The following is an 18,872-nucleotide window of genomic DNA, read 5'->3' as shown; positions in this document are numbered from 1 at the left end:
ATACTTTACAAAACTAGTTGCTAAAATTGTAAAACTGGTCAAAAAAAGACCTATATAAGTCTTTAGATATTCTTTATATAACAAAATAATTATAATAAAATACTTTTACTATTTTTTATATACATAAAAACACCTAACTTATTACTATAAGCTAGGTGCCTTTACATATATTTTTCTATATATTTCAACTTTGTTTTTGTTTTACATATTGTAGTGCTTTTCTATTCTGTTTTACTGCTTCCAAGCAAATTTTTTCTGTTTGATTATCAACAAATTCCAAAGCTCTATAGTTTTGCCTTACTGCTTCTAAACATACTTCTTCTGTTTGTTTATTTACATATTTCAACATTCTGTAATCTTGCTTCACTGCTTTTAAACAAATTTCTTCTGTCTGCTCTTTCACATATTTAAGAGCTTCATAACTTTGATTTACTGCTTCTAAGCAAACTTTTTCTGTTTGTTTCTTTACATACTGTAAAGCATTATAATTTTCTCTTACTGCCTCTATACACATTAATTCTGTCTGATTTTCTATATATTTAAGAGCCTTTCCATTTTGTTTTACTGCTTCTACAAAAACTCTTTCTGTTGGAACTTTTACATAGCTTAATATTTCTTTTATTTGAAGTTCTTCAAATGAATCTTTTATTGCCTCTATACATATATCTTCTGTCTGTTTTTTTACATATTGCAAGACTTTCCCATTTTGTCTAACTGCTTCTATACATATACCTTCTGTCTGTTCTTTTACATATTGTAGTGCTCTTCCATCATTTCTAACTGCTTCCATACATATATCTTCTGTCTGTTTTTTTACATATTGTAGTGCCATATAACTTCTTCTAACTGCTTCTATACATATTTTTTCTGTCTGTTCATTTACATAATACAATGCAAAATCATTCTGTTTTACTGCTTCTATACATATTTCTTCGGTTTGTTCTTCCACACAAGGTAGAGCACTATAGTTTTCTTTTACTGCTTCTAAACATATAGTTGAGGTTTGTTCTTTAACATAAGCTAAAGATTTTCCATCTTTTTTTACTGCTTCCAAACATATAGTTGGAGTTTGCTCTTTTATGTCTTTAAGTATTTCTGCAACATCATTTTTTGATGCCATTTCTATAAATGCTAGACATACATCTTCAGTCTGCTCTTCTACAAATTTAAAAACTTCCATAACATCATGAGTAGATGCATGTTTTATAGCCTCAATTAGTACATTATCAGTCTTATCATTTATGTAATATAAAGCTCTGTAGTTCTGTTTAACGGCTTCTATACAAATATCCTCAGACTGATTTGTTATATACTTAAGAGCTTTGTATGTCTGTTTAACAGCTCCCATACATACCTTATAAGTCTTATTTTTTACAAACTCAATTATAGTCCCATCCTGTTTTACTGCTAGTAAACACATTTCTTCTGTCTGATTTTCTATGTCTTTTAATTCTCTGTAATCATTTTTTACTCTGCTTAAGTCATTTAAATGTACTTTATTGTCTTGCTTTAAACTCTCCTCATTATCCTCTATATCATCCTCAAATTCTTCATCATCTAAATAGTCATCTTTTTCTGGTAAAAATATAGATTTAATTTTATTTTTTATATCCATAAAATTAACCTCCTTTAATACGATTTTATCATTAAAGTAAATCGTTTTTAAGTATTTATTTAATTAATTTTATATTAAGTTCCTTTAAAAGTCTATTCATTGTCGACAGATTATATTTTACATTAATAAATTTATTTTACATATGTGGGGTAATAAAGTTAATAGTGGACATTTTCCATCCCATTAGTATACACTATTTATATTTATCACTCATTTATAGTGATTTTTTTCAATTTTTTTATCATTTACTATATCATAATTATCCAATTTATGATATTATTTAAATATAATATAAGTTTTATAAAGTATATTAAATATATTATAAAGATGGAGGTCGAGTAATTTTGAAAGGAAACATAGTACAATTTAATTTTGCAGATATAGAGGAAGAAGTATATTCGTTAGATTATGCCATAGCATGGAATACAGACGAGGAAAACTTAAGCATAATCCCATTTACAAATAAATTCTGTAAAGAATCTATAGAATCTTTTTGTCTAGGTAAGATTGACAACTTTGTTGAAATATTAAATGAAGGATTTGTTGAAAATCATCATTATGTGCATTTAGATAAAATAATCAATGTCCCTAAGAAAAAGGTTAATTTAGTTTATCAACAAGACACGCATGGTTATCTTTTAAGAGATGATAATAATGACCTTATTCCTGCAAAAATAACTTCAGAACAATCTAAATCCATATCAAATAAGATGGAGTTATTCTGTGCTGGTGAAGAAAAATGTTTAATCAATATATTACTAAAGGCTGACCCATCATATATTCTAGATGTAGATAGTATAAAGGATAAGAACATTTTAAACTTAGGTTATGAGTCTATTGATAGATACAAAGAATACAATTTTGACGATGATAAAATTTTAATATTTTTTATAAATAAAAAGCGTTACTCAGTAATTATGAAAAAAACAAATAATTCTAATAATGATTTAACTGCTAGAAATAATGCTATTAAAGAATTATTTACTACTAATGCAGCAAGTCTTAACTAGAATTACAAGTTTAGCTCATATTACCAATTAAATTAATAATAGTATACAAAATGGGAGTAGATAATTCTACTCCCATTTATTTATAATAAACAAATAAATCCATAAACCCATTGAGTGATTATAATTTTTAGATTGTGTTATCTTGCATTTTTAAATTTAAGGTAACTTTCTATTCTAAACTTTAATCTCTATATCAATATCATCAACTGTAACCACTTACAATTAAATCTTTAATAATCAAACTTTAGACTATCTATATTAAAACTCAAATTAGATTCAGGATTTATTTGGATATCACATTTATTTTATTAACTTTTATTTAATTATCCTTTATTTATAAACTTAGTCTTCCCTTAATTCTATTATTAAATACTTTTAATTATTTTTCAATACAATATTAATTTTTAACAATATTTATTTTAGATTTATTTTGTAAAGCCAGACACTTTCCACACGCCCTTTTCATTTACAATATCAATATTAATATCTGAGAAAGTTCCTCTTCCAGTGTCACTCATTATATCATTACCCCCAAATATAACATTATAACATCTCTTATCATTTTCTTTTAAATCAATCTTTTCCATATATACAATTTTATCATTATTAATATAATCTGGTAAATTCATCCCAAACTTAGTATCATTAAAAAGCTTATGATTATCCAAATTAATGAAGAGAGTACTTATCTTACTTTCTACATCCATAGTAGTTAATAAAACCTTTGTATTATTTTCTTTTATAGCCTTTATATACATTTTTATTAAATCCTCATTACTTAACTTTGATACCTCTATATATAAAGAATTTGACTTATCTATACAATTATCATCTACCCATGTATTTAAGTCTTCTTTTGTCACTTCCTTAAAACTATGTCTTTTTAAGCTAATAGCATTCCCTTCATGCCTTCCAGAATCAATATACGCACCTACAATTTTTCCTTCATACCTTATTATTATACCTCTAGTACTTAATAGAGTATCTTCAAGTTCATCTGATAACGGTTCATTTAAATTGTATATCTCAGCAGTAATCTCTTTTGATTTTAAGTTTGAAAAATCTAACCCTATATCTTTAGATAGCTCTATATTATATGCCCAGTACATCATCTCTACTGTATCTTCTGATGAATACTTAAAATTATTTGGAATTGTTTTTTGTTGAGATGATATTAGAAAACTTGGCGTCCAGTTATACTTTTTAAAAAGTTCATTTACATCATTAGGTACTTTTGAATATTGAGGTCTAAATTCTTCAAGTGATGATATTAATCTAAAAAAATCATGTGGTACATTAAATTTTTCATTATCATATTCAATCTTTCCAATATTATGTATACTATCATATGAGTAATTTATAATTTTTTGTTCTCCATCACCATTATAAAAATTTATACTCTGACTTTTTAATATAATCTCATTCCTATCTTCACCATCATAATACTCTACATTATTTAAATAGTTTAATATTTCATTTATTAAATGTTTATCTGAAATTAAAATTGGCTTATGCTCTTTTTCTTGGCTAATCTTATTGTAAATTTCTATTTTTTTTGTATCTTTTAAATCTAAATATACTTTTTTATCATGTTTGTTACTTATTAGGTTGTTTTGTGTATTTAAATATAATATTATAGAACTCAAAATAAGTATAGCTATGATAAATACCTTTGTGTTTTTACTTTTCAAATTGTATACCTCCATTAAATATTTATTAGATGCAGACTATATTATTAATACCAAACCATAAATATTATAATATCTTAAATTATACAATAAAAAAGCCATAGTATATAGGATAAACTATGGCTTTTACTTATTCATTAAATAATTTTTTACTATCTACAATCTACCTAAATAAGTATTTATATAGATATAATTTAATAATTACATATTAAAAGTAGTTTCAATATATTTCTTTATTTCTTCAGCAGTACCCATATTAAGTACCTCATCAGCTAATTTTTTCATATCGGCTTCTTTAACTGAAGTTATTAATTTTCTAGCAGGAAGTATTGATATTGGAGACATAGAGAACTCATCTAATCCCATACCTAAAAGTATTGGTATCATTTTTTGGTCTCCAGCAGATTCTCCACACATACCTGCCCATTTACCTTCTTTATGTGCATTGTCTATAACAGTCTTTATAAGTCTTAAAACAGCTGGATTAAATTGATTATAAAGATAGCTTATTTTTTGATTCATTCTATCAACTGCACAAGTATATTGAATTAAATCATTAGTTCCTATAGAGAAGAAGTCTACATGTTTAGCTAGTACATCAGATATTACAGCAGCAGATGGCACTTCTATCATCATACCAATTTCTACATCTTTAGCATAAGTTATACCCTCAGAATCAAGTTCTGCTAAAACTTCTTTTACAACTTCTTTAGCTTGTAATAATTCTTCTAAAGAGGAAATCATAGGGAACATGATTCTTAGTTTTCCATGAACACTTGCTCTGTATAAAGCTCTTAATTGAGTCTTAAATATATCTTTTCTGTCTAAGCAAAGTCTTATTGCTCTATAACCTAAGAATGGATTCATTTCAGGTTCCATACTTAAATAACTTAATTCTTTATCTCCACCTATATCCAATGTTCTTATAACTATAGGTTTTCCATCCATTCCTTCTAGTACAGCTTTGTAAGCTTCATATTGTATTTCTTCAGTTGGGAAAGAATCTCTATCCATGTATAAGAATTCTGTTCTATAAAGACCAACACCTTCAGCATCATTCTTTATTAGACCTTCTATATCATTAGGAGTTCCTATATTACCAGCTAATTCTACATGCTTTCCATCTAAAGTCACAGATGCTTTTCCTTTTAATAACTGTAATGCTTTTCTCTCTTCTTCATATTTAGCTTTTAACTCAGTATATTTATTTATAGTATCTTCATCTGGATTAACGATTACTTCACCAGTATCTCCATTGAAGACTACAAAATCTCCATCCTTAACATTTGAAGTTATATCACTTAATCCAACGATTGCAGCTATTTCTAAAGTTCTAGACATGATAGCTGTATGAGAAGTTCTTCCACCTATATCAGTTAAAAATCCTAAAACCATTTTTTTATTCATAGTTGCTGTATCTGATGGAGTTAAATCATGTGCTATTAATACTACTTCTTCACTTAAAGCAGATAAATCAACAACTTTAATTCCTAATATATGTCTAAGTATTCTATTTGTAACATCTTTTATATCTGCTGCTCTTTCTTTCATATATTCATTGTCCATAGACTCAAACATACTAACAAACATTTCTTTTATTTCATTTAAAGCGTACTCTGCATTTACATTTTCAGTTTTAATCTTGTCTATTGCAGAACCAATTAATTCTGGGTCTTCTAAAACTAATAAATGTGCTTCAAATATTTCTGCCTCTTCTGCTCCTAATTCTTCAGAAGCCTTTTCCTTAACCTTTATTAATTCTTCTTTAGAAACTGCAACTGCATTTTCTAATTTAGCAATTTCCGCTTCAACATTATCTATAGATTTTTTTTCAATTACTAATTCACTATGCTCAACTACTAACGCTTTCCCTAAAGCAACACCTGGAGAAGCACCTATTCCTTTGTAAGCCATAACCCTACCTCCTAAAAAATATCTTCTGTATTTTCATACTAAATTTATGATTAAAAATATCTTATTTCATATTCTAAAATATTTGTATTTTCATACCCAGTTAACAATAGTCTTAATCTTCTGATTAAATAAACATGAAAGTAACAAAGAAATTAAATATCTACAAATGTCAATCTGTATATGTTTAATGCTTCTCTGTTACTTTTACTTTAAGTAATGATTAGATTATAAATATCAAACTTAAAAAAATTATTATATCTACTCTCCAAATCCACTTTCAACTAATTCAACCATTGCAGCTAAAGCTACTTCTTCATCATCTCCATTTACAACTAACTTTAATTCTTCTCCTTGAGCTAAACCTAAACTCATTATTCCCATTATTGATTTTGCATTTACAGTCTTGTCTTTTGCTACAACCTCTACTGTTGATTTGAACTCAGCAGCCTTCTTAACAAACATTCCTGCTGGTCTAGCATGTAATCCACTTGCATTTTTGATACTAACTACTTTTTCCATTTTTTAAATCCTCCTATAGACTTTACATTTTATATTTTTTAAAATTGTTTTCCTATTTTTTACTTTAATGGTACTTAGTGGTACTTTTTTGTCCTATGGTCATTTTTTGTTCCCACTAGTGCTACAAAAATATTATACTACTAATATACACTTTTTTCGAGTATAATTACAAATTTTTTTTTGTTTTTTATTTAACTTTGATTTTTTAAGTCTTTTATAATACAATTTGTCAATAATTTTGTATTTTTGTTCTTTTTAATACTAATTTTAGGTCTAATTTCAAAATTAGAAGCTAAATTTTTATTAGAATCAATATTTGTATTTACAACATCTATAACTTTGTTAAAATCATATAATTTTATTCTATTTATGCTATTTTCTTCAAGTTTTTTTTCATATATACAGTAAAATAAATCTTTGTATGAAAAATTTTTGGGTAAGCCAAGTACTTCACCAAGTTTTGGTATTACACTTTCCATAATAGTTCTTAAAGAAACATCTCTCTTTATATTTAATAAATTACAAATAAATTGCACAGTTTCATTACTCATACTTCTAAACTTATCAAAACAATATTCTTCATTGTATTTATATTCTACATCAAAATAATATTTAATCCCATTACATCTTTCATACGCTTTCATAGTATCTAAGTAACCCAATCGAATATTTTTTTCTACATTGTCTCTGTCTTTATTTAGAGAACCTCCCAAATACTCTGATGGTATTATAGTTTTTATATTTATATTCTGATGTTTATTTAAATTCATTTTTCCAAGAAAATCATCAATCAGCCTAATTACAACAACATCTTCATACCCTTTGTCTTCTAAAAGTCCTATTGGCATATTGTCACAAAACATTCCATCAAGATATAATTTATCATCCATCATATTTGATTGAAAAATAGGCAAGCTAGAACTAGCAATTAAATAATCAATCAATCTCCCTTGTGGCATATCTTCTATATACATTGGATGTGGATTAATCTTTTTATCCCACCACACTGTAACAAGTCCAAAGTCTTTTTTTGATTTTCGTATTATATCTTCATTTAACGTAGTTTCCATTAGTTGTCTCATAGGGCTTATATCTATACCTTCATTTTTTCTAGCCTTATTTATAAGTTCAATAAGTGCATTGATATTTTTAGTAGTGAAATCTACATTTTTAAATTTCTCATAAGTATCTTTATCCATATTCATAAAGTGAGTATAATCGTAGTTTAACCAAATATCTTCCATTACTTCAATATCATTTTGAATTATATATGCTCCATTTAAAGCACCAATTGATGTCCCAGTTACTCCTTGGAACTCTATTCCAAGCTCTCTTAAAGCCTTATATGCCCCTATTTGATAGGCACCTTTTGTTCCTCCACCTTCTAAAACTAATCCTTTCATATTATCACCTACTATATTAAAAACGTTTCTGATTTCTATTTCTCAGCAAATATTAATTCAAAAAACTATTTTTAGTTATTGGAGAAAAATAAAATTGTACAAATTTATTTTTATTTTATCAAAAAACCATTTAAAAGTATATATCTTTAATGTTTTTTATATGGTTAACTTTTTATTCAAAATTTAGATAAATAATTAACATTCCGTGATTTTCTTTATATCTACAGATGCTTATATACCCAAAGAATTCATTATTAAGTTATCCATTTTTATCTGCAATCTTTCTACCTTTTCTTTATCCACAGAGTTGTTTAATAAAATTGATATTATTTCCTTTGACAAACTTTCTATCTCTTCATAATTATTATCTCTAAAAATTCTTATCTTCATAACCTTATTAGGATAGTAATCGTATATGTTTTTACTCATCTTTTTAGCAGTTATTTTAAAGTATTTATCATAAATGCTAGAATTTAAGATTCCAACTAAATATTCATATGAAAATTTATCTAAATATTCTTCTTTTATGAAAAAAGAATATACATCTGCACTTGAAAAGTTATTATCATAATCTATAGCAAATCTATTTTCTTTTGATTTATAAGGATACATTATTTTTTTCCTTTCGAAGAAAAGCTTTTCTCTTCCCCATTGAAGTTCATACCATTTCCTTATTCCATTTTTACATTCTCTTCTGTTTTCTAGCTTTGACTTGTATATTCCTATAATCTCATCAAGTATTTTCTTATTTTTTTCTTCATCCTCTATATCATTTGAGTATATTAACCTATATTCACTTTTATCTACTATATATTTATTTATATTTTTACTTTTTATCCAACACTTTAAAAATTTATCATCCACAAGGTTCAATTTTACATCATTTTTACTTAAAATAAAGGCCTTATCACAACCTGTGATTATTCCTTGAAAACTTATCGCTATATCTTCCAAACTATAGTTGCATTTTTCTTGTATCTTATTATAAAAAACTCCATCAGCTTTATTTACAAGTATCCATTCATCAGACAACAAACTTTGATTTATACTAAAATAATCAAAGTTACTACTATTTAAAAGTTCTTCTAGTGTTTCAAATTTATTTATACATATATCCTCATTTTTTATTTTAAATACATCTATTGATTTCTCTTTTGATTTTTTCTTATCAAAAGTAAGTATACAACTAGATACCCCTATATTTTTAAATATATTTGCACCTAAAAAATCTACTACTTCTTTAACTCTAACATTTGATTTAATATATTCTCTTAAATCTTTACCCGATAGACTTTCTAAAAAATATCTTGGAGTTATAACACTACCAGTTCCTCCTTGTTTCAAAATGTCTATAATCTTTTTATAGAAACAAAAATACAAATCAGCTTTATCTTTATAAACTTCACTGTATTTTTCTAGGAGAAATTTTTTATATTTCTTTTCAAGTTTTTTATGACCAATATATGGCGGATTACCAATTATATAATCAAACTTATATCGCCAGTTCTTTTTAAGGCTATCACAACAAAATAGATTAATCTTTATATCAGATTCCTCTAAGTAATTTACTGCCTTTTTGTTTATTAAGCTGTCTTTTAATATATTTATAGCTTTCTCATCAATATCAGCACCATATATACAATAATTTAATATATGACTGTGTATATTATCAACAGTCCAATAAGCCTCATCATACTTCTCTTTTAATTCATAGATATTTTCCTCGAATAAGTCATATAAAATATCGTATACTTCCAAAAGAAAATTTCCACACCCACAAGAAATATCGAGTATTCGTGGGTATGGATTTTTAATTATATCGTGATTTTTTAAAGTTTTTTTTACAATATAATCGACAATGATTTTAGGAGTATAGTATATTCCACTTGCTTTTTTAGTATCTACATCTAAACTATTCTCATACTCTTTAGACAGTAGAAAATTATCTTGAGATATATCATCCATAGCTGAAAACCTCCAATTATTATCATAGCTGAAAATTTATTATTCTAGTATTTGTCTTATAGATTTTCTTGATAAAAGTTTATAGATTTCTTTTTCTATTTCTAGTAACTCGCGATTTACTTTGCAACCTTTTAAGCAATTACTGCAATTGGATACATATCTCGTACATTTATTTATATATATTTTTCCATCAATTAATTCTACAATAGTTCTTAAACTTATTGTATCCAATGATACATTTAACATGTATTTCTTGCCATCTTCTTTATTAAGAGTAAGTACATTATTTGCACAAAGTTTTCTAAGAAGTTTATACAGTGTTAGTATTGGTATATCTTCACTTTTTAATATTGTTTTAACATCTATTGGATTATCTTCCCCATTGTTAAATATAGCTCTTATAATTCTTATTGAATAATCTACATCTTCTGAAATCATTCTTCCGCCTCCTCAACTGCCATGTATCTATCTAAAAGAGTATCTTCTAGATTTACATAATTTCTGTCAGTAAGAATTCTTTTATAACTAATCTCATCTAAAGGCTTAAAATAGATGTAACCTTGTATTAAATTGCATCCCATTTCGTTTAAAACTTTAACCTGCTCCATATCCTCTACACCTTCACATATAACAGTTAAGTTCAAATCTTGTGAAAGATTAACAATTGCTTTTACCATAAACTTTGTCTTTGTATTTGTAACTATATCCATTATAAGTGACCTATCAATTTTTATAACATCTAGTGGTATCCCCTTAAGATTAATAAAATTCGAGTTACCTACTCCAAAATCATCTAATGATATGTCTATACCTAAAGATTTAATCTCATAAAGCCTCTCACTTATAAATTTTACATCTCTTAGTGCTGTTGTTTCTGTAACTTCTATTTCTATGAGTTCTTTAGGCACATTATATGTATTAAACATTGATTTTAAAAAATCTACTAAATCATTTTTGTATAGTTCCACCCTGGAAAGATTTATTGAAACTGGTAAGACATTTATACCTTCTGAAATCCAATTATCAATAGTAACAAATACTTCTTGAATTAGCCATCTACCAATATTATTTATCAGACCACTTCTTTCAGCTATAGGAATAAACTTATTTGGTCCAACCATACCTAAAGACGGATGTATCCATCTTATTAATGCCTCTGAACCTATAATTTTACCTGTACTCGAATCAACTTTGGGTTGATAATGGATTACAAATTCCTTGTTCTTTATAGCTAAGAATAAATCTTGCTCTATTTTCATAAGTGATTGTATTTCTTCTTCCATTGCAGAATCAAATTCTACATATTCTATATGCTTTAGTCCTTTTGACTTAATCCTTGCCATATCAGCATTGTCCATAGCTTTTTTTATATCAACTTTATCATCATTAAATCTATAAATTCCAATTGATGCCTCAACATTTATATTCATTTTAAAACTATCAATCTGACTTAATGTCACAATTTTATTCCTAATGAGATTTACCAAATAAGGAATCTTTTGTTCTCTGTCTTCAAGCTTTATTATTAATATAAAAACATCGCTTTTTAGTTTTCCATAAATAGCCTCTTCACCAAAATAACTTTTTAGATTGCTTGAAATATTATCTAATACTTCATCCCCTAACTCATAACCATATATATCATTTATAAGTTTAAGTCTACATAAATCAAAACAAGCCATAACACAGTTTTCTTTCTTATTGCTAATAATATAATTTTGAATATGTTTTAAAAAGTTCTCATCCTTAGTAATATTCATAATCTTATCTGAATTATTTACTATTTCTAAATTAATTTTATCCTCATATAGCTTGATTTTAAGATACGAAATAAATATATTTATAGTAAATAATATTAATAAAAGTAAAATTAATACCTTTATATATATCCCAACATGCCTTGTGAGTAAAACTATTCCCAAAATTCCGATTATGATAAAAATTATTTTATTTAAACTGTAAATTTTTGTCATACTATTCTTATTCATATAAATTCCCCTATATTATTTTTAAATTATCTTACAATCAAACTTTTTCTATATTAATTATAAAGCACAATTGATAGTAAATCAATGTAAGTTAACATCACAAATAAATAACTATGTTATATTAAATTTACTTTCTTAAATTTCATAAATATTTACTTTCTTAACAAAAAAAACTATGAGATTAGATATATGTAAAATAGTTTCTAATTTCATAGTTTTTCAATTCAAATAGTATTTTTTGATACAATTCAACAGAATAAATTTAATCCAAAGTATACAGTTTCATATTTAAGTAAATCCATACATAAACATGAACTTAATTTATTTTTTTCCTTTAGAATCTAAGTATGAAAGTATACCTTGAACAATACCCTCTGTAAGTTGGTCTTGATATTTTTCATTTATTATTTTTTGTTCTTCTGATGGTGTCGTTAAAAAACCACACTCTATCAATATAGCAGGCATATCTGATTCTCTAAGTACTTCAAAGTTGTTTTCAACTATACCCCTATCCTTTACTTTAACATAGGATGCTATAGTACTTTGCACTGACTGTGCAAGATCTTTTGAGCCATCTGTAGCTTTATTCCTATACCAGGTTTCTATACCTGTTGCTGTATTTCCATTTTTCTCTGCATTTAAATGGATAGAAACAAGCACATCAGCAGAACTATTTTTCGCTAGATTAACTCTATCCATCAGCGATACATATGTATCATCAGTTCTAGATACTACAACTTGAATATCTTTCTGTTTAGCTAATTTATTTGCTAATTTCTTTGAAATTTGTAAATTTAGGTCTTTTTCATATCTGTTACTAGTCTTACTTTGGGTTCCTTTATCATTTCCTCCATGACCTGGGTCTATGAATACAGTATATTTTTTATTTTTATTTTCTTCTTCATTGCCAAGGTCAAATTGCTCTGACTCAACGTTTTGTTGTTGGTTAGTTTTATTGCTTTTATCCATCCCTTTTACTAAAGCCACTACACCTTGAGTAACTTTAAATGCAATAAATAAAAATAACATCGTAAAGCAAACCAACACTACTAATTTTTTCTTATTTAATTTTCTTTTTTTTCTATTCAGATGGCTGGTATTTTTAGATTTGTTTCTTGAATTACTATTATTATTGCTTTTTGACATTTTTTCACCCTTCTTGGTATAAATTTTCACATTTTTTTATAATATTAGTGTTATTTTTTCATAATATTAGTGTTATTTTACCACCAAGAAGGTTTTTTTTCAATAATTTAAAACATTCTACAACCTAAAACATCAAAATTCTCTAATTATCCACCTAAAGTAACATCTTGTGTATCATACCAGCTAAAGGCATCTTTTATATCATCACCTCTAAAATCTGGCCAATAATTATCTATAACATAAAAGTCTGCATAAATCGATTGCACAGGTAAAAAACCGCTTAATCTCCTTCTTCCACCCCATCTGATTATCAAATCTAATCTTGATACATCAAATGACTGTATGTAATCTTGTATGTTATTTTTATTTACATTTTCTACTCCTGATATATTATTCAGGTCCCAATACCAACCATAATTTACCAATAGATTTGCTTTTATCTGACCTTCCCTAGCTTGGATTCTATTAGTATATGGTAATAATTCTTCTGGAAACATTGGAGATTTCGTATTTCCAACAACTAATAAAGCTGCACCCTCATCTATTAATATATTTGCAGCATCAATACATGCTTTTGTAAAAGCTTTTGTCTGCACCGATGGACGTCTTGTATTATCAGTTGTAAATCCATAAAAAGTTACTTCTTCACAACCTAAATCTCTACATAATCTATAAGATTCCAGTCCAGGATTTATTCCACTTTCATATCCTCTATCTTTTGTCATACCATTTTGACTCGCCCATCTTCTATTTCCATCTGGGATAATTCCTACATGTTTTGGTACTCTCATTTCTAATCACCTCTTAATAGGTATTATTATCAAAATATTACATTATTAATCAAAACTGTAACATTAAATACATTTATTTTTATATAATTATGTAGTAAACTAATTTAAGATAGAGTTTAAAAAACTTGGAGGTTTATCATGAAAAAAATTTTAATATTGTTTTTTTCGATAATCTTATCATTTGGAATGGTTAGTTGTTCTTCAAGTGGTGATTACAAAAACGTTTCTACATCGAAAATTGAAAAGTCATTAAAATCTTCTGATTTACTTGTAAAAGAATCAAAAGTCTTTGATGCAAAGGAATTTAACTATTTCAATGATGTGGAAGAGGACATCATTCAAGGTTTTGTAATTAATTCTTCTGAAAAATTATCTCTAGAAGATATTATCGTCATAAAAACTGACGATGTAGATAAAATCTATAAAACTCTAGAAAATTATAAAAAAGACATGATACAAGCACCTTTTGGAGAAGGACATGGAGAAAAAGGCAATTCTGAAATAGCAAATAATACTATAGTTGAGAAAGCAGGCAGATATGTTTATCTAATTTCTGCTGAAAATTCCTCTCAAATAGAAAACAAAATACTGAGTATAATAAAAAAATAAATATCATTATTGATGTTTATTAAATATCAATGTAATTTTTATATAAATAAATTTATTTTATTAAAAATTACATTGATATTTTTTATTTGTTTAATTAGTATAATTTAAACCTCTTTTAGCTTTTTCTTTTTTCCTAAAACTAGACTTATTAATATCAATCCAACCATAATTACAGTCAATACCAAGTATGTCATCCATGCTAATGTATATCCTCCAGACATATCATATAGTTTTCCTGTAACAGCTGAACCTAAGGCTGCTCCCAATAAAACTACTGCATTTACTACACCAACTATTGTTGAATAATCTCTTTTGCCAAATATCTCTGATGTGATAAGAGCAGGTACAATAGTTCCCATACAGTTTCCAATTCCCCAACATATAATAAATACTATTATAGCTGGATACTTACTAGCAAATAATAGAGCCAATACCCCTAGAAATACTTGTAATCCAACAAATATAACACCTTTTTCACATCCAACTTTATCAAATACATATCCTAGAAGTATTTTGCCTAATATAACTACTCCCATGTTTATAGATATAACACTTGCTGCAAAAGTTGGAGAATACCCTATATCAGTCAAATAAGATGCAATATGCATTTGTACTCCCATAGCTATTATTGTAATCAAAATTAATCCTACAACCATAATCCAAAATATTTTAGTTTTTACAGCATCTCCAAGTATGATTCCTTTTACAGAATTGTCTAAAACGTTTTCAGAAGAATTGTTATATCCATATGGCAATAAACCTTTATCACTTGGTTTTTCAGACATAAATATCAAAACTACTGGTATAGTTGTGACTAATATTATTATTCCCAACACTAAATAGGATTGTCTCCAACTGTAGTTTAATATTATATAGTTAGCTATAGGATTAAATATCATACCACCTACTCCACTTCCCATAAAAGTTAAACCTAATGCTAGACCTCTTTTTTCTACAAACCAATTGCTTATTATTATTGATAGAGGAGTTAGAGTTGTCATACCTAACCCCAAGCCTGAAAATATACTCATTAAATAAAAAACATATATACTGCTTGCATATGAATATCCTATATAACCAATTCCTGCTAACACACACCCTACAAGCATTATATTTTTTAGTTTAAATTTCTTTGCTAATTTCCCCATAAAGAGCGCTATTACCATGGTAGACAAAGCAATTACTGTATAATAAAGAGAAAACTCAGACCTAGAAAAACCTAGGTCTTCTGTTACAGGTTTTATAAATAAACTTGCACAATTATTTACTATTCCATAAACAGATATCATTAGTATTAAGCCAGCAAATACAACTAACCATCCTCTAAAAAACCCTTTTTGTGAATTAGATATATTATTTGATTCCATTTTTTACCCCCCAATTTTAGTGATTTTAAGATTAATTTATTATTTAAGGTATAATTCTATTTTTAAAATAAAGATTATACCAATGGTTTATATTCAAATCCATCCAAAGATTTTGTAAACTCTTCTTTTGATTTTTCAAGCTTTTCTCTGTCCATCAAGATATCATATGCAGAACAAGCAAGCACTTTCGCTGCACTTAACATTGCTTCAAAGCCTACATTAGAACCAGATGATGAACAAGCTTGCCAAGTATGTGCTGCTGTACCAATAGGCCATGCCGCCATAGCAAATTGTGCAGTTGGTACTATATAGCTTATATCTCCTACATCAGTTGAACCAGATACATTTTTGTATTTATAATCTTCAAAGTCAGCAATATCATCATGTAGATATTTTTCTACTATATTAAGATTTCCTTGAAATGAAGTTGCTACATTTCGTCTTTCTTCTTTTGTAATTGTATTTGCTAATTTGTGAGCAAAATCTAAATCTTCAGCTTTAAAGTTTGGTGCTCCTACCAATCTCATATTCTCAGATACAACATCTGTCAAACTTTGATTAGGTAAATAATCATACATTGCATCTATAACTTCATATTCCATTTCTGTTTCTGTCATCAGCGCTGCACCTTTAGCAACTTTTACCAATCTATCAAGAGTACTCTTTACATCTGATGCTTTTTTACCTCTTAAGAAATACCATGACTCTGCATAACCAGGAACTATATTTGGTCTTTCTCCTCCATTAGTTATTACATAGTGCATACGTATAGAGTCCAGTATGTGTTCTCTTAGATAATTAGCACCTACATTCATAAGTTCAACTGCATCAAGTGCACTTCTACCAGTATGTGGAGATTGTGCTGCATGAGAAGTAATTCCTTTAAATCTAAATTTCATAGAAAAATTTGATAAACTAGTTGGTCTCCAAGGGCTATTTACATCAAAAGGATGCCAGCTAAAAGCGCAATCTATATCTCTAAAACATCCTTTTTTATACATATTACATTTTCCTACTCCACCTTCTTCAGCTGGACATCCAAAATATTTTATAGTTCCTTTGATATTATCCCTCTCCATAACTTCTTTTAATGCTACTACTGCTCCTACTCCTCCTACTCCCAACAGATTATGACCACATCCATGACCTGGGGCAGATTCAGTTATAGCTTCTTTAATTAAAGATACTTTCTGAGATAATCCTGGTAAAGCATCATATTCTCCCAATATGCCTATGACAGGTCTACCTTCTCCAAACTCTGCTACAAAGGCAGTTTCTATTCCTTGCACAGTATTTACTCTAAATCCACTTTCTTCTAAGTACTTCTTTTGTACACCGCTTGCAAAATATTCTTCATATGAAGTCTCAGGATTTTCCCAGATTCCTTTTGCCATTTCTACTAAATCTTTTTTATGTTTATCAACACAACTAATTAAATCATTTTTCATATTTAAAACCCTCCTAGGAATAATTATTTTTTACTTGTGACTTACTATATAAGCAATGATTGTGCCAAGTAAGTAGATTTTAATCTCAGTAAGTCTTGTAAGACTTGCAAACACTCTTTTTTAAAATTTTAATTATCCTGATTAAATAAGTAATATTGTAAACAAAAAAAATAAATGGGATATCATTAAATCGATATCCCATTTATTTTCTATTTATAAGTTTTTAGTAACCCATTTCTCCCCTTTTTCTTCAAGATAGCTCCCATTTCTCCCAATACTCTTTCCGATATATCCCTCTGACTCTAAAAAGTTCATAATTACTCTAACACTATGTTCACTTGAATTTACATTGTTTGATTGTAATTTCTTTACTATCATTCTTCTTCCACAATTTTCTTTATATAATATCCTCATAATCTCACATGCTATAAGATTATCTCGATGGCCTAAGTTCTCAAAATATACATTATAAGATTTTTCTATATTATCATTAACTTCAGAATCTGTATCATTAAGCATGTTATTTTCATATGCTCTGTTTTGATTATTGTCATATGTATTTAAAGTAAATTCTTTATCTTCAATATACTTATTTTGGTAAGAATCTTTATATATCATAGGCAAATCATCTATTGTAAGTAATTCACCACCAAAGTTCCCAACATATTCAATACAATTTTTTAATTCTCGTACATTTCCATCCCAGTTGTATTTGTACAGAAACTTTCCTAATTCGTCATCGATTTTTTTATAAGGATATCCCATATTTGCTAAAAAATAATTACATAGCACAGGTATATCTTCCTTTCTCTCTTCAAGTGGAGGTATACTGAGTATACAAGTACTAAGTCTGTAAAATAAATCTTTTCTAAAATTACTGGAATTTCTAAGTTCATCTATGGTCTTATTAGTAGCAGCAATTACTCTTATATCCAATCTAATTTTTTCATATCCACCAATTTTAACTATTTCCTTTTCTTGCAGTACTCTTAAAAGCTTTACTTGAAATAATTGACTTGTATCTCCTATTTCATCTAAAAATATAGTTCCACCATTAGCTATTTCAAATAAACCTTTTTTACCCTGAGACCTAGCCCCTGTAAAACTTCCACTTTCATACCCAAACAATTCACTTTCAAGTAGTTCATCTGGTATTGCTGCACAATTTATAGATATAAATGGTCGATTCCTTTTATCTGAATAATTATGAATAGAGTGAGCATATAACTCTTTTCCTGTTCCTGTCTGACCTAATATCAGTACTGTTGAATCTATTTTAGCGTATTTTTTAGCATATTCTATAACTTCTTTATTCTTCTTAGAGTTTCCCACTATATCCTGAACCTCCCATGACTAAAGTCACAGGGTTCCTGTTTCATAGAATTTCGCATACTAAAATATGTCTTACT

Annotated in this window: 15 protein-coding genes; 2 read left to right on the top strand and 13 right to left on the bottom strand. The window is 27.2% G+C overall.

The window, feature by feature from the left end; genetic code table 11:
• Window positions 1-184 precede the first annotated feature (184 nt).
• Window positions 185-1,615: a DUF4116 domain-containing protein gene (locus Q3304_RS18035; RefSeq protein WP_407814485.1), complete on the bottom strand. Its 1,431-nt coding sequence runs from the start codon at window positions 1,613-1,615 to the stop codon at window positions 185-187.
• 344 nt (window positions 1,616-1,959) lie between these two features.
• Here Q3304_RS18035 and Q3304_RS18030 point away from each other — a divergent pair, with 344 nt between their 5' ends.
• Entirely contained in the window at window positions 1,960-2,625 is a 666-nt protein-coding gene (locus tag Q3304_RS18030; RefSeq protein WP_407814486.1) for a hypothetical protein, read from the top strand.
• A 425-nt stretch (window positions 2,626-3,050) separates the two neighbouring features.
• Here the strand turns inward: Q3304_RS18030 and Q3304_RS18025 are convergent, their stop codons facing one another.
• The 9 genes from Q3304_RS18025 to Q3304_RS17985 all read right to left on the bottom strand — a co-directional run bounded on the left by Q3304_RS18025 (window position 3,051) and on the right by Q3304_RS17985 (window position 14,039).
• Window positions 3,051-4,316, bottom strand: a complete 1,266-nt coding sequence (locus Q3304_RS18025; RefSeq protein ID WP_407814487.1) for a DUF4830 domain-containing protein — start codon at window positions 4,314-4,316, stop codon at window positions 3,051-3,053.
• A gap of 198 nt (window positions 4,317-4,514) precedes the next feature.
• A complete protein-coding gene (gene ptsP, locus Q3304_RS18020; protein ID WP_074178812.1) occupies window positions 4,515-6,227 on the bottom strand; it encodes a phosphoenolpyruvate--protein phosphotransferase in 1,713 nt (570 codons plus the stop codon).
• A 258-nt stretch (window positions 6,228-6,485) separates the two neighbouring features.
• The gene (locus tag Q3304_RS18015; protein ID WP_054271330.1) at window positions 6,486-6,746 is read right to left on the bottom strand and encodes an HPr family phosphocarrier protein; all 261 of its coding nucleotides are present in this window, start codon (window positions 6,744-6,746) and stop codon (window positions 6,486-6,488) included.
• Between the two features lie 191 nt (window positions 6,747-6,937).
• A complete protein-coding gene (locus Q3304_RS18010) occupies window positions 6,938-8,149 on the bottom strand; it encodes a patatin-like phospholipase family protein (RefSeq protein WP_054271331.1) in 1,212 nt (403 codons plus the stop codon).
• 231 nt (window positions 8,150-8,380) lie between these two features.
• Window positions 8,381-10,114 carry an Eco57I restriction-modification methylase domain-containing protein gene (locus Q3304_RS18005; RefSeq protein ID WP_407814489.1) on the bottom strand — a complete coding sequence of 578 codons (1,734 nt, stop codon included), beginning with the start codon at window positions 10,112-10,114 and terminating at the stop codon, window positions 8,381-8,383.
• A 39-nt stretch (window positions 10,115-10,153) separates the two neighbouring features.
• A complete protein-coding gene (locus tag Q3304_RS18000) occupies window positions 10,154-10,552 on the bottom strand; it encodes an Rrf2 family transcriptional regulator (protein ID WP_054271333.1) in 399 nt (132 codons plus the stop codon).
• The gene (locus Q3304_RS17995) at window positions 10,549-12,102 is read right to left on the bottom strand and encodes a putative bifunctional diguanylate cyclase/phosphodiesterase (protein WP_407814490.1); all 1,554 of its coding nucleotides are present in this window, start codon (window positions 12,100-12,102) and stop codon (window positions 10,549-10,551) included. The genes Q3304_RS18000 and Q3304_RS17995 overlap by 4 nt, the downstream gene beginning before the upstream one ends.
• 321 nt (window positions 12,103-12,423) lie before the next feature.
• On the bottom strand, window positions 12,424-13,248 hold the full coding sequence (locus Q3304_RS17990) for an N-acetylmuramoyl-L-alanine amidase (RefSeq protein WP_407814491.1): 825 nt from the start codon (window positions 13,246-13,248) through the stop codon (window positions 12,424-12,426).
• 146 nt (window positions 13,249-13,394) lie between these two features.
• Window positions 13,395-14,039, bottom strand: coding sequence for an undecaprenyl diphosphate synthase family protein (locus tag Q3304_RS17985; RefSeq protein WP_054271335.1), 645 nt, complete (start codon window positions 14,037-14,039; stop codon window positions 13,395-13,397).
• Window positions 14,040-14,177: 138 nt separating this feature from the next.
• Here Q3304_RS17985 and Q3304_RS17980 point away from each other — a divergent pair, with 138 nt between their 5' ends.
• Window positions 14,178-14,648, top strand: coding sequence for a DUF4358 domain-containing protein (locus Q3304_RS17980; protein ID WP_407814492.1), 471 nt, complete (start codon window positions 14,178-14,180; stop codon window positions 14,646-14,648).
• Between the two features lie 104 nt (window positions 14,649-14,752).
• On the opposite strand, the gene Q3304_RS17975 is transcribed toward Q3304_RS17980, so the two are convergent.
• From Q3304_RS17975 to Q3304_RS17965, 3 genes are all read right to left on the bottom strand, one after another.
• Window positions 14,753-16,015, bottom strand: a complete 1,263-nt coding sequence (locus Q3304_RS17975) for an MFS transporter (protein WP_407814493.1) — start codon at window positions 16,013-16,015, stop codon at window positions 14,753-14,755.
• 74 nt (window positions 16,016-16,089) lie between these two features.
• Window positions 16,090-17,463, bottom strand: a complete 1,374-nt coding sequence (locus Q3304_RS17970; protein WP_407814494.1) for a M20 family metallopeptidase — start codon at window positions 17,461-17,463, stop codon at window positions 16,090-16,092.
• A 213-nt stretch (window positions 17,464-17,676) separates the two neighbouring features.
• Window positions 17,677-18,795, bottom strand: a complete 1,119-nt coding sequence (locus tag Q3304_RS17965) for a sigma-54 interaction domain-containing protein (RefSeq protein ID WP_407814495.1) — start codon at window positions 18,793-18,795, stop codon at window positions 17,677-17,679.
• Between the last annotated feature and the right edge of the window lie 77 nt (window positions 18,796-18,872).

Origin of the sequence: Clostridioides sp. GD02377 (genome assembly GCF_045899875.1) — a bacterium.
GTDB lineage: Bacteria > Bacillota > Clostridia > Peptostreptococcales > Peptostreptococcaceae > Clostridioides > Clostridioides difficile_A.
The sequence above is the reverse complement of the archived record's forward strand: the minus strand, read 5'-3'. Positions and strand labels throughout refer to the sequence as shown.

What these genes read in the sequence shown, in the direction of transcription:
- Q3304_RS17995 (WP_407814490.1), bottom strand. Translation starts at nt 12,102, where the DNA reads ATGAATAAGAATAGTATGACAAAAATTTACAGTTTAAATAAAATAATT.
- Q3304_RS18015 (WP_054271330.1), bottom strand. Translation starts at nt 6,746, where the DNA reads ATGGAAAAAGTAGTTAGTATCAAAAATGCAAGTGGATTACATGCTAGA.
- Q3304_RS17975 (WP_407814493.1), bottom strand. Translation starts at nt 16,015, where the DNA reads ATGGAATCAAATAATATATCTAATTCACAAAAAGGGTTTTTTAGAGGA.
- Q3304_RS17980 (WP_407814492.1), top strand. Translation starts at nt 14,178, where the DNA reads ATGAAAAAAATTTTAATATTGTTTTTTTCGATAATCTTATCATTTGGA.
- Q3304_RS17985 (WP_054271335.1), bottom strand. Translation starts at nt 14,039, where the DNA reads ATGAGAGTACCAAAACATGTAGGAATTATCCCAGATGGAAATAGAAGA.
- ptsP (WP_074178812.1), bottom strand. Translation starts at nt 6,227, where the DNA reads ATGGCTTACAAAGGAATAGGTGCTTCTCCAGGTGTTGCTTTAGGGAAA.
- Q3304_RS18000 (WP_054271333.1), bottom strand. Translation starts at nt 10,552, where the DNA reads ATGATTTCAGAAGATGTAGATTATTCAATAAGAATTATAAGAGCTATA.
- Q3304_RS17970 (WP_407814494.1), bottom strand. Translation starts at nt 17,463, where the DNA reads ATGAAAAATGATTTAATTAGTTGTGTTGATAAACATAAAAAAGATTTA.
- Q3304_RS17990 (WP_407814491.1), bottom strand. Translation starts at nt 13,248, where the DNA reads ATGTCAAAAAGCAATAATAATAGTAATTCAAGAAACAAATCTAAAAAT.
- Q3304_RS18010 (WP_054271331.1), bottom strand. Translation starts at nt 8,149, where the DNA reads ATGAAAGGATTAGTTTTAGAAGGTGGAGGAACAAAAGGTGCCTATCAA.
- Q3304_RS18005 (WP_407814489.1), bottom strand. Translation starts at nt 10,114, where the DNA reads ATGGATGATATATCTCAAGATAATTTTCTACTGTCTAAAGAGTATGAG.
- Q3304_RS18035 (WP_407814485.1), bottom strand. Translation starts at nt 1,615, where the DNA reads ATGGATATAAAAAATAAAATTAAATCTATATTTTTACCAGAAAAAGAT.